The sequence below is a fragment of the Geodermatophilus sp. SYSU D00766 genome (assembly GCF_054049915.1).
Genome location: NZ_JBJGYI010000028.1, coordinates 21,457 through 32,915 on the forward strand (window position 1 = coordinate 21,457; position 11,459 = coordinate 32,915).

General features: G+C 74.4%; 11 protein-coding genes. 3 read left to right on the forward strand and 8 right to left on the reverse strand.

Annotated elements, in window-relative coordinates; translation table 11 throughout:
- Positions 1-93 precede the first annotated feature (93 nt).
- Complete coding sequence (locus tag ACI8AD_RS18000; protein WP_456871894.1) at positions 94-873, reverse strand: enoyl-CoA hydratase/isomerase family protein; 780 nt, start codon at positions 871-873, stop codon at positions 94-96.
- 167 nt (positions 874-1,040) lie between these two features.
- Between ACI8AD_RS18000 and ACI8AD_RS18005 the strand changes: the two genes are divergently transcribed.
- Positions 1,041-2,270 (forward strand): acyl-CoA dehydrogenase family protein, encoded by a 1,230-nt coding sequence (locus ACI8AD_RS18005; RefSeq protein WP_456871895.1) that lies wholly within the window; start codon positions 1,041-1,043, stop codon positions 2,268-2,270.
- A 73-nt stretch (positions 2,271-2,343) separates the two neighbouring features.
- On the opposite strand, the gene ACI8AD_RS18010 is transcribed toward ACI8AD_RS18005, so the two are convergent.
- Both ACI8AD_RS18010 and ACI8AD_RS18015 read right to left on the reverse strand, forming a co-directional pair.
- Positions 2,344-3,255, reverse strand: coding sequence for a dioxygenase family protein (locus ACI8AD_RS18010; protein WP_456871896.1), 912 nt, complete (start codon positions 3,253-3,255; stop codon positions 2,344-2,346).
- Between the two features lie 48 nt (positions 3,256-3,303).
- Positions 3,304-3,879 carry an NADPH-dependent F420 reductase gene (locus tag ACI8AD_RS18015; protein ID WP_456871897.1) on the reverse strand — a complete coding sequence of 192 codons (576 nt, stop codon included), beginning with the start codon at positions 3,877-3,879 and terminating at the stop codon, positions 3,304-3,306.
- A gap of 92 nt (positions 3,880-3,971) precedes the next feature.
- Here ACI8AD_RS18015 and ACI8AD_RS18020 point away from each other — a divergent pair, with 92 nt between their 5' ends.
- The gene (locus tag ACI8AD_RS18020; RefSeq protein ID WP_456871898.1) at positions 3,972-4,502 is read left to right on the forward strand and encodes a MarR family winged helix-turn-helix transcriptional regulator; all 531 of its coding nucleotides are present in this window, start codon (positions 3,972-3,974) and stop codon (positions 4,500-4,502) included.
- 511 nt (positions 4,503-5,013) lie between these two features.
- Here ACI8AD_RS18020 and ACI8AD_RS18025 read toward each other — a convergent pair.
- Together ACI8AD_RS18025 and ACI8AD_RS18030 are read right to left on the reverse strand one after the other, a co-directional pair.
- Entirely contained in the window at positions 5,014-6,537 is a 1,524-nt protein-coding gene (locus ACI8AD_RS18025; RefSeq protein WP_456871899.1) for an amino acid permease, read from the reverse strand.
- Between the two features lie 138 nt (positions 6,538-6,675).
- Entirely contained in the window at positions 6,676-7,839 is a 1,164-nt protein-coding gene (locus tag ACI8AD_RS18030) for an ABC transporter ATP-binding protein (RefSeq protein WP_456871900.1), read from the reverse strand.
- Positions 7,840-8,074: 235 nt separating this feature from the next.
- On the opposite strand from ACI8AD_RS18030, the gene ACI8AD_RS18035 reads away from it, so the two are divergent.
- The gene (locus tag ACI8AD_RS18035) at positions 8,075-8,701 is read left to right on the forward strand and encodes a trehalase-like domain-containing protein (protein ID WP_456871901.1); all 627 of its coding nucleotides are present in this window, start codon (positions 8,075-8,077) and stop codon (positions 8,699-8,701) included.
- On the opposite strand, the gene ACI8AD_RS18040 is transcribed toward ACI8AD_RS18035, so the two are convergent.
- From ACI8AD_RS18040 to ACI8AD_RS18050, 3 genes are read right to left on the reverse strand one after another with little or no spacing between them, the layout of a single operon-like run.
- The gene (locus ACI8AD_RS18040) at positions 8,695-9,618 is read right to left on the reverse strand and encodes a ThuA domain-containing protein (protein ID WP_456871902.1); all 924 of its coding nucleotides are present in this window, start codon (positions 9,616-9,618) and stop codon (positions 8,695-8,697) included. The genes ACI8AD_RS18035 and ACI8AD_RS18040 overlap by 7 nt on opposite strands.
- Entirely contained in the window at positions 9,615-10,391 is a 777-nt protein-coding gene (locus ACI8AD_RS18045; protein ID WP_456871903.1) for a TIM barrel protein, read from the reverse strand. Before ACI8AD_RS18045 ends, ACI8AD_RS18040 begins: the two co-directional genes overlap by 4 nt.
- Before the next feature lies 1 nt (position 10,392).
- Positions 10,393-11,451, reverse strand: coding sequence for a sugar phosphate isomerase/epimerase family protein (locus ACI8AD_RS18050; protein ID WP_456871904.1), 1,059 nt, complete (start codon positions 11,449-11,451; stop codon positions 10,393-10,395).
- Positions 11,452-11,459: the final 8 nt, after the last annotated feature.

Consider the following 11,459-nt stretch of genomic DNA (forward strand, 5'->3'; position numbering starts at 1 on the left):
CCGGTCGCCCCCGGGGGCGCGCCGACGCCTCGGTCCGGGCGACCGCCCTCGAGCGACGGGTTCAGGTCTCCCCTGGATGCCTCGCCAGATAGGTCAGGGCGTGCTGCTCGGGAAGCGCGGGGGGCGCTTGCCGAGGAACGCCGCCACGCCCTCCCGCCCGTCCGCGCTGGCGGCGGCGGCCCTGACCGACAGGGTCTCGCGGCGCAGCGCCGCCTCCGCGTTCGGCGTGGCGACGTCGCGGAGCAGGCGCTTGGCGGCCACCTGCGCCGTCCGCGAGCCCGACCGCAGCGCCGCGACGACGTCCTCGACGGCCCCCTCGAGCTCGGCGTCGGGGTGCACCTGGGTCACCACCCCCATGGCCCGCATCTCCTCCGCCGAGAGGACCGGGTTGAGCAGCGCCAGGTGCAGCGCCCGGTGCAGCCCGACCGACGCCGTCAGCAGCGTGCTGCCGCCGTCCGGGGAGAAGCCGATCCGGGTGTAGGCGAGGGTGAACCGCGCGGACTCCGCCGCGAGCACGAGGTCGGCCGCCGCGGCCAGCGGCACCCCGGCGCCGGCCGCGGTGCCCTGCACGACCGAGACCACCACCGCGTCCAGCCGGTGCAGGTCGCTGACGACGCGGTGCAGCGACTCGGCCATGTCGTCGACCACCTGCTCGACGTCCTCGGCGGCGGCGAAGGCGGACACGTCCCCGCCGACGCTGAAGGTCCGGCCCGCGGCCGAGAGCACCACGACGTGCACGTCGTCGGCGCGGGCCCGCCGCACGGCCCGGCCCAGCTCGCCGACCGTCGCCGGTGTGAGGGGGTTGCCCCGCTCGGCGTCGGCCAGCCGGACCCGCGCGACGCCGTCCCGCTGCTCGTACTCGACCGCGTTCATGCCGGGCTCCTCCGCGGAGACGGGGACGACCCGGTCCGGGGGTCCTCCCCCAGCACCCTAGGGCGACCGGCGGCGCGCGGACCCTGTCCTCCTCCGTGCCTGGCCCCCCGGCCCGCGGTGGCCCTAGCGTCGGTGGGGCCGGTCCCACCGTCCCCCGGGAGGTCCCCGTGTCCGACCACGAGCTGCCCGCGCCGAGCACGCGGGCCCGCGAGCTGCGGGACCGCATGGTCACCTTCATGCGGGAGGAGGTCCTGCCGGCCGAGCCCGCCTACCTGGCCTCCCGCCGGGCGGCCGGCCCGGACGGCCACGTCGTGCCGCCGGTCGTCGAGGAGCTCAAGGGGCGGGCACGGGCGCAGGGCCTGTGGAACCTGTTCCTCCCGGCGGAGTCGGGACTGACCCAGCTGGAGTACGCGCCGATCGCCGAGCTGTCGGGCTGGAGCCTGGACCTGGCGCCCGAGGCGATCAACTGTGCCGCCCCGGACACCGGCAACATGGAGCTGCTGCACCTGCTCGGCAGCGAGCAGCAGAAGCGCGACTGGCTCGAGCCCCTGCTCGCCGGGGAGATCCGCTCGGCGTTCGCCATGACCGAGCCCGACGTCGCCAGCAGCGACGCCACCAACATCGCCACCCGGATCGAACGCGACGGCGACGAGTACGTGATCACCGGCCGCAAGTGGTGGACCAGCGGCGCGATGGACCCGCGGTGCGCCGTCCTCGTGCTCATGGGCAAGACCGACCCGTCGGCGCCGGCACACCGGCAGCAGACGATGGTGCTCGTCCCCCGGGACACGCCGGGCGTGACCGTCGTCCGCGACCACCCCGTCCTCGGCCACCACGACCAGCACGGGCACGCCGAGGTGTCCTTCGAGGCGGTGCGGGTGCCCGTCACCAACGTCGTCGGGGAGGAGGGCGGGGGCTTCGCCGCCGCGCAGGCGCGGCTGGGGCCGGGCCGGATCCACCACTGCATGCGCGCTCTCGGCGCGGCCGAGCGCGCCCTCGCCCTGCTGACCGCGCGGGCCCGGGAGCGGGTCGCCTTCGGCGGCCCGCTGGCCGACCAGGGCGTGGTGCAGCAGCAGATCGCGGAGTCCCGCCTGGAGATCGAGCAGGCCCGGCTGCTGTGCCACCGCGCGAGCCACGTCATCGACGTCCACGGCAACAAGACCGCCCGGGACCTGGTGGCCATGGCCAAGGTCGCCGTCCCCCGGGCCGCGACCCGCGTCATCGACCGGGCCATCCAGGTCCACGGCGGCGCCGGGATGTCCGACGTCACCCCGCTCGCCGCCATGTACGCCTGGCACCGCGCGATGCGGCTGTTCGACGGCCCGGACGAGGTCCACCTGCGGTCGATCGCGCGCGCCGAGCTCGGCCGCACGCCGGTGCTCCCGCCGCGGGGCTGACCCCCCGGTCAGCCCGCCAGAGCGGGTCGTGTCGCGGTCGTCGACGTCCCCGCGGCAGTCGACCCCGCCGGCGTCAGGCCGCCTGGAAGGAGCGCCGGGACAGGCCGACGCCGTACCCGTCGAGCGTGGTGGTCACCGGCGCGGTGGGGTCGGTGGCCGCGCCGAGGGTGACGAACAGCGGGGTGAAGTGCTCCACCGTGGGGTGGGCGTAGGGCATGCCCGGCGCGGCGGTGCGGAAGCGGGCGAGCTCGGCGACGTCGCCGCGGGCGAGGGCGTCGGCGGCCCAGGTGTCGAAGTCCGCCGACCAGCCCGGCACCTCGTTGCGGGTGAAGTTCTCCCGGGTGAGGAACGGCAGGCCGTGGGTCATGTGCCCGGAGCCGACCACCAGCACGCCGGACTCGCGCAGCGGCCGCAGCCGCGCTCCGAGGGCCAGCAGCCGGTCCGGGTCCTCGGTGGGCAGGGACAGCTGCAGCACCGGGACGTCGGCCGCCGGGTACATGATCTTCAGCGGCACCCACGCGCCGTGGTCGAGCCCGCGGCGCGCGTGCTGGTGCACCTGCTCGGTGTCCGGCACGAGCCCGGCCACCTGCCGCGCCAGCTCGCCGGCGTCGGGGGTGTCGTAGCGGAAGGTGTGGTAGAGCGGGTCGAAGCCGCCGAAGTCGTACACCAGCTCGGCCGGCCGGGCGGCGCTGAGCGACAGCGGCGCGGACTCCCAGTGCGCGCTGACGACCAGGATCGCCCGCGGCCTGGGCAGCGCCCGGGCCCAGCCGTGCAGCGGGTCCAGCCACCCGGGGTCGGCGAAGGGCAGCGGCCCGCCGCCGTGGGACAGGTAGAGGCTCGGCAGCGGCCCGTCCTCCGGCGTCCAGGCGCGGTGCGGCCGCTCGGCCTCGAGGGCGGCGGCCCGCCGCAGGTGCGCGGTGAAGGGGTGCGCGGCCGGGATGCGTGCGTCGGCGGCAGCGGTCGGGGTGGGGGCGGGCGTGGTCATGCGGGCTCCTGGGGGTGCGTGGGAGGCGTGGGGGAACGGGGCCGGTCGTCAGGCGACGACGGCGAAGCCGCTGGTCCAGGCGACCTCCTCCGCGGCGGCCAGGGTGATCTGCAGGAAGCCGAGCGCCTCCAGCTCGCGGGCGCGCTGCAGCGGGCCGGCGTCGAGGGCGCGCAGTCCGCCGTCGGTGACGATCCCGGCCAGCAGCGACGTGGCGCCGGCGTCGTCACCGGCGATCAGGACCGTGGTGGGCTGGTCGCCGACGGTCCCGGAGGCCAGGGTGGCGGCGAGGTTCGTGTTGAACGCCTTGACCACCCGGGAGTCGGGCAGCGCCGCGGCGATCCCGGCGGTGGCGGAGCCGTCGGCCGGGACGACCAGGGAGGCGAGGGTCTGCGGGTCCACCGGGTTGGTGATGTCGACGACGACCCTGCCGGCCAGCTGTGCACCGCGCTGGTCGAGGACCTCGGCGACGGAGGCGTGGTGGACGGCGAGGACGACGACGTCGCCGGTGACCGGCTGGTCGGTGTCACCGTGCCCGATCAGCTCGACGGTGTGGCCGCCCCGGCGGACGACCTCGGCGATGGCCTGACCCATGGTGCCGGTGCCGATGATGCTCACGTGTGCCACGTCGCTGCTCCTGCCGGTTGATTGGTTGTTGCGACAACTACCAGCAGGGACAGCATACTTGTCGGCACAAGCATTCCGGTGAGGACGTGACCGTGGACACACCGTGGCTCGACCGGCGACAGCTGCGCGCCTGGATCCGTCTGCGCGCGGTGCTCGAGCTGCTCCCCGGCGTCCTCGACGCACAGCTGCGCCGGGACGCCGGGCTGACCGAGTTCGAGTACCAGGTGCTGGCCATGCTCTCCGAGGTCCCCGGCCGGACGCTGCGCACCACCGAGCTGGCCCGGCGGACCAGCGCCACCCTGCCCCGCCTCTCGCACGTGCTGACGCGCATGGAGGGTCGGGGGCTGGTGGCGCGCGCCTCCCGGCCCGACGACCGCCGGGTGACCGACGTCCGGCTCGCCGACGCCGGCTGGGCGACGCTGCGGGCGGCCGCGCCCGGCCACGTCGCCGCCGTGCGGCACCACGTCGTCGACGCGCTCAGCGACGAGCAGATCGACCAGCTCGCCGCCATCGGCGACGCCCTGCTCGCCCGGCTCGACCCCGCGGGCACGATGAGCGCGACCTACACCCTCTACGACGACGACGTCCCCGGGACGCAGTCCCGGAGGCACTCGGGCGCCTGACCGCGCCGAGGGCTCCCTCGCGCTCCCGGCCGTGGTGCGCGCCGGCGGGCGTCGCGCGACGGCCCGTCACGCAGGGACGACTGTGATCACGCAGGTGCCGGAGGCGAGCGTCGCGCCGGCCGGGACCAGCTCCCGGTGGGCCCCCTCGAGCTGGTCCGTGCTCGGCCTCGTGGTCGTCGTGTCGATGGTGACCGTGACCTCGTCCCCGGCCACCAGGTCGCCCAGGGGGATCCAGCAGCTCGCTCGACCAGATGCCCTCCTGGACGTCGTACACCGGCGCGGAGGAGGCGTCCGAAAGGCCCCGGGTCACCGCCGGCTGGTCGTCGTACCGCACGGTGACGGTCGTCCGCTGGCTCTCGAGGAAGTGGGTGAGCAGGCCGCGCGTCCCGCCCCCACCCGAAGACGAAGGCCTCGGTGGGCCCCTCCCCGACCTCGGTGGTGGAGTCCCCACCGGACTCCCGCGTGACGCAGCGGACGACGTCGACGGTGCCCCGACGGACGGGACCGGGGGTCACGGCGCCTCGTTGGGATAGCCCTCCTCGTCCATCCGCCGGATGACGCGGGGGTCCAGCCGCCCCTCCCCGACGGCGGCGTCGACCTCGGCGTCGACGACGGCGCCGTGCTCGTGCATCCACCGGTCGGCCCGGGTCTCCGCGGCGGCCCCCTGCTCGCTGAGGTGGGCCGCGCCGATGGCCCGGCGCCGGACGGCGTAGGCGACGAGCACGACCGCCCAGGCGAGCAGGCTGAGCAGGAGCTGCGACCGGGTGCTCTCCCGGACGAGCATCTGCACGAGGATCGCGACGATCGCGGCCGCCGTCAGCAGGGTCAGGACCGGGTAGAACCACATCTTCACCCGCAGCCGCTCCGGCGGGATCGTCGGCCGCATCCGCAGCTGGGACAGCGTGATCAGCAGGTAGACGAACAGGATGATCGCGCCGGAGGAGTTGAGCAGGAACAGGAAGACGGTGTCCGGCGAGACGTAGGCGGCGATCACGCAGAGGAACCCGACGACGCTGGACGCGAGGATCGCCCACGCGGGGACACCGCGCCGGTTGATCGACAGCAGCCGGCCGGGTGCCTCGTGCCGGGCGGCGAGCACGAACAGCATCCGCGAGGCCGTGTAGAGGCCGGAGTTCAGGCAGGACAGGACGGCGGTGAGCACGACCGCGTTCATGATCTCGGCCGCCGCCGGGATCCCCATCTCCTCCATCGCCGAGACGTAGGGCGAGTCCCCGAGCTCGGTGGAGTTCCACGGCAGGATGGTGGCCAGCAGGAAGATGGACCCGACGTAGAAGATCAGGATCCGGAACACGACGGAGTTCGTGGCCCGGGCGATGCCGCGCTCCGGCTCGGCGGACTCGGCGGCGGCGATGGTGGCGATCTCGGCCCCGACCATCGAGAAGACCACGATGACGATGCCCGAGACGAGCGTGCCGGCGCCGTTGGGGAACAGTCCGCCGTGCTCGGTGAGGTTCGAGAAGTCGAGGTCGCGCCCCGGCCAGAGCCCCAGGACGAACAGCGTGCCGAGCGCGATGAAGGCCACGATCGCGAAGACCTTGACGCCGGCGAACCAGTACTCGAACTCCCCGTAGGAGGCCACGGAGAACAGGTTGGTCGCCGTCATGAGCACCATGAGGACGAGCGCCAGCACCCACAGCGGGACGTCGGGCAGCCAGCGCTGCAGGATCGCCGCACCCGCCACGGCCTCGAAGCCGACGACGATCACCCAGAAGTACCAGTACAGCCAGCCCACGCTGAAGCCGGCCCAGCCGCCGAGCGACTGCCGGGCGTAGTCGGCGAAGGACCCCGTCGAGGGGTTGGCCACCGCCATCTCCCCGAGCATCCGCATGACCATGACGATCAGGACGCCGGTCAGGGCGTAGGTCAGGAACGCCGCGGGACCGACCTCGCCGATGATCGCGCCCGAGCCGACGAACAGGCCCGCGCCGATGACACCGCCGATCGCGATCATCGTGAGGTGGCGCTGCTTGAGTCCCTTGTGGAGGTCGCCGCTGTCGGCGGGGCCGTGAGCCATGTCCGCTCCCTCGTGGAACGACGGGTCGGTGGGGTCAGGCGTGCCGACAAGGATGGGGCGACTCGCGGAGTCGCGCCACTGCAGCGACTGCGCACGGTGAGGCCCCGTGTACTCAGGTCACCGGGCGCGCGGCGGTGGTCAACGCCGTTCCGGGGGGTGCCGGAGTGCCCGGCCGGTGACCGGGTCGAAGACGTGGGCGCGGGCCGCGTCGACGGTGACCCGGACCGCGTCACCGGGGCGGACCACCGCCCGCGGCGGGAGGAACGAGTGCAGGGTGCCGCCGGGGGAGCCGCCGCCGAGCGCTGCCCCGCCCGGGGTGTCCGGCGGCGCGGCCACCACGACCGCGACCACCTGGTGCCGTCCGGTGTACTCGACGTGGCTCACCACCCCGTCCAGCGCGACGGCGTCCGGGTCCTGACCGGTCGCCGCGTCGTGGACGTCCTCGGCACGCAGGCCGAGGAGCACCTCGCGGCCGACGTGGTCGAGCAGCGGCGGTGGCACCGGCTGCCACAGGGGCAGGGTCCGGGCACCCACCCGGAAGCCGGCCTGCCCGCCGGCGGAGACCAGCCGGGCGGGCAGCAGCCCGATCGGCGGGTCGCCGACGAACCCGGCGACGAACAGGTCCACCGGCCGCTCGTACAGCTCGCGGGGCCGGCCCACCTGCACGACGCGGCCCTCGCTCATCAGCGCGACCCGGTCGGCGATGACCAGGCCCTCGGCCGGGTCGTGGGTGACGTAGAGCGTGGGGACGCCGAGGGAGCGGACGACGTCGACGATCTGCCGCCGCACCTCGACGCGCTGCACCGCATCGAGGTCGCCGAGGGGCTCGTCGAGCAGGAAGACGTCCGGGACCTGCACGAGCGCCCGGCCGACGCCGACCAGGCCGCGCTCGCCGCCGGACAGCTCGCGCGGCCGGCGGGCCAGCAGGCGGCCGAGCCGCAGCTGCCGGGCCCGGCCGCTGACCCGCTCCTGCACCTCGGCCTCCGGCCGGTGCTGCACGCGCAGGCCCCACCCGAGGTTGCGCGCCACGTCGAGGAACGGGAACAGGGCGGAGGACTGGAACACCATGGCCACGTGCCGCTCGGAGGACGGCAGCCGGGTCACCCGGCGCCCCTTGACCAGCACGTCGCCGGAGCGGACCTGGTCGAGCCCCGCCACGGCCCGCAGCAGCGTCGACTTGCCGCTGCCGGACGGGCCCAGCACCACGAGGAGCTCGCCGTCGGCCGCGAGCAGCGTCACGTCGTGCAGCACCGTCGTCCCGCCGCGGACCACGGTCACGCCCACCACGCCCGTGTCCGTCATCGGTCCTGCCCGCCGCCTCGTCCCGCCCGACCGTCCCGTGGAGGCAGTGTGCACCGCCGCGGGCCGCCCCGCCGTGGTCCCGGGGGCGGTACCCACCGGGTCGGCGACGACCGGCGCGCCCGCGGGACCGGGCACGGCGGCGGGAGCCGCTCGCCGGTGCCGGGAGCGCGCTGCACCCCGATGTGGGGTCGTGGGATCGTCATCTCGCTGCAGGACCCCCGGCACGGGCGACCCGGTGACCGCGCGGATCGAGGACCACGGCCTCGTCGGCGACCTGCAGACCGCCGCGCTGGTCGACCGCACCGGCACCGTCGACTGGCTGTGCCTGCCCCGGTTCGACTCCCCCGCCTGCTTCGCCGCGCTGCTCGGCGACGAGCGGGCCGGCTCCTGGGTGCTCGCCCCCCACCGCGGCGGGACCTGCACGCGCCGCCGCTACCGCGGGGACTCGCTGGTGCTCGAGACGGAGTGGCAGACCCCCGAGGGGACCGTGCGCGTGGTCGACCTCATGCCGCCGCGCGGACAGGCACCGTCACCACCCTGCAGCGGGAGCTCGACCACGACGGCCTGCTGCGGCGCTACCGCGTGGACGCCGACGGCGGCGTCGACGGGCTGGCCGGTGACGAGGGGGCGTTCCTGGCCTGCAGCTTCTGGCTGGCCGAGGCGCTGTTCACCCGGCTGCTCGGCCTGCGCAACGACCTCGGCCTGCTCAGCGAGGAGTTGCGACGTCGCGGCCGGCCGGCAGGTCGGCAACACCCCGCAGGCCCTTCAGCCACGTCGGGCTGGTCTACACCGCCGCCACCTCTCGGGCACCCGCCCGGCCGCACGGGCCGTCCGGGAGGGAGTGCGGTCACGCGGTCAGTGACGGGCGGCGGCCGCGGCCGCGGGCGCGGCGCGGTCGAAGCGGGACGGGTCGCCGGCGTAGTACGGCCACAGCCGCCAGCGCGCGGCGCCGGTCCGCTCAGGCGGCCCGAGGGTGACCGACCCGGTGGCCGCCCACTCGACGCCGCGGACCAGCAGCGTCATGAACGGCACCTTCCGGAAGGTGTCCCAGTCGTGCCCGAGGGTCACGCAGAACGACCGGCCGCTCCCCCACTCGTTCACCCAGGCCAGCGGCTGGTCGGTGCCCATGCCCTTCAGTTCCTCGAGCCCACCCGGCGGGATCACCACGGGCGTGTGCGCGTTCGGCCAGCCGGCCCGGCGGTAGCTGTCGACGTCGTCGAAGACGGTCAGCAGCACCCGCGCCGACGGGTCCATCCGCGCACCCGTCAGGACGTCGTCGTTGACGACCGTCCACTCGGCGTCCAGGCCCTCGGTGACCGGGTGCCGCGGCTCCGCGGTCCGGACGACGACCTCGCCCTGCGGCCGGGGCCGCAGGCCGGTCTCCCGGCTGAGCGTCGCCCCGCGCATCCGGTCGAACTCCTCCGGCCAGCCCCAGTCCGGCTCCTGCACCGACGAGCCGTGGAACCAGACGATCCCACGACCCTTCTCGCGGACGAACCGCAGCAGCGCCTGCTCCGTCGTCGTCCCGAAGCCCTCGGCGACCGAGTGGTAGTCGTCCCGCCCCTCGTACACGACCAGGACGACGTCGAACCGGTCGAGCAGTTCGTCGCCCATGCCGCGGAACTCCTCGAGCACCCGCACGCGGAAGCGCCCGGTCGACTCCAGCAGCGTCGTCAGCATCGAGGTGTGGTGCCGGAAGCTGCGGAACTCGTTGTCGTGCTCGACGGTGACCCTGCCGGTCGCCAGCAGGACGTCGAGCTTCGCCGCCGGTTCCGTCACGCGTCCGCCGCGACCGACCGGATGTACTCGACCGACTTCACCGTCTCGACGGCCGGGAAGTACTCGAGCCCGATCGGGCCGTCGTAGCCCGACGCCCGCAGCGTGGCCAGCTGGGCCGGCCAGTCGACGTCGCCGCTGCCGGGCTCGTGCCGGCCGGGCGCGTCGGCGAGCTGCACGTACTTGACGAAGCCCGCCGCGTTCGCCAGCTCGGTCCTCGGGTCCTCGCCCTGGGCGATCGAGTGGTAGAGGTCGTAGAGGATGCCGAAGGACGGGTCGTCGATGGCGCGGGCCACGTGGACGGCGTCCTCGGTGCGGTCGGTGAGCGCGCCCGGGTGGTCGACGCGCGAGTTGACCGGCTCGAGGACGAAGGTGATCCCCGAACCGCGGTGCCGCTGCACGGCCTCGCCGTACAGGTCGATGACCACCTGGTGGTTGCGCTGCCGGTTCATGCCCGGGAAGCCCACGCCCGAGGCGAGCACGATCCGGGGGCAGCCGAGGAGCTTCGCGTGCTCGACCGCGGTGTCCAGGCCCTCGTGGGCCGGGGCGAGGTCGGTGCCCGGGAACGTGAAGCCCATCCGCGGGCCGGCGAGCAGCGAGGTCAGCTGGACGCCGGTGTCGGCGAGCGCCTTGGCGAGCGAGTCGAGGTCCTTGTCGGTCGAGAACCACATCTCGACGGCGTCGAAGCCGGCGGCCGCGGCGGCGCGGACCCGGTCACCGGCGTCCGGGCCGGCCTCGGTGAAGAGCAGTTCGATGTTGGCGGAGAGCTGGTACACGTCAGGAGTCCTTCTCGCTGAGGGCGGCCGTGATCGACCGGCGGATGAGGTCGTGCTGCTTGCGGACGAGGTCCACGGGGTCGGCCTCGTCCAGGTCGGCGAAGGCGTGGCCCTCCCACTCGCTGGAGAAGAAGCCGCTGTAGCCGCCGCGGACGAACTCCCGGACGATCGCCGGGTAGTCGATCGCCGGCTCGTCGCCGTGCTCGTCGATGTCGTAGAACTTGGCGTGCACGTGCTTGATCTGCGGCATGATGTCGGCCCACTCGGCCGGGTCGACGTGCCCGTGCATGTTGAACGCCAGCCGCGCGAACGAGCCGAGCGACTCCGGCGCGATGCCGCGCGAGTGCAGGTACTCGACGAACTCGCCGTGCCGGGCGTCGATGTCGGCGTCGGTCGCCCATATCTCCTGCAGGCGGCCGAGCTCCTCGGGGCCGAGGCCCATCCTCCCGAGCTTGCGCAGGATGGTCGGCGACATCGCGTGCATGGTCGAGCTGAAGTCGGCCACGAAGCCCAGCCGCGGCGAGTCGAGCTCGGCGTAGGTCTCGCGGATCTCCAGCACCCGCGGCGAGTTCGGCCCGAGCGGGGCGTGCAGCTCCCACGCCATCGTCAGGTCGAGCTCCTCGGCCACCGGCAGCAGCCGGCGGATCAGCGAGGGCTTGGCGCTCTGGATGCGCACCAGCGGGAAACCGAGCGCGTGCGCGCTGCGGAACTGGGTGACGGTGAACTCGTACTCCTCGTCCGGGGTCATGTCCCGGTCGCGGCGGCGGCCCGTGTCGAGGTTGCACCCGAACGAGCTCGGCGCGAAGCCGTGCCGGTCGAACGCCTCGCGCCAGGTGCGCACGAACTCGTCGGTCACCTCGGGGTAGGTGCGGATGGTCTGCGAGGCGACGATCTCGATGCCGGGGCCGATGCCCGCGGCGTCGACCACGTCGAGCAGGCCGGCGAGGTCGTAGCGGCCGGCCGCCCACTCGCTGGTCAGCGAGTACAGGGTGAGACCGAGCGTGATGCCGCTGCCCTCGACTGCAGGCTGCGCCTCCCGGGCCGGAGCGGTGCTGGTCATCGCGTGCT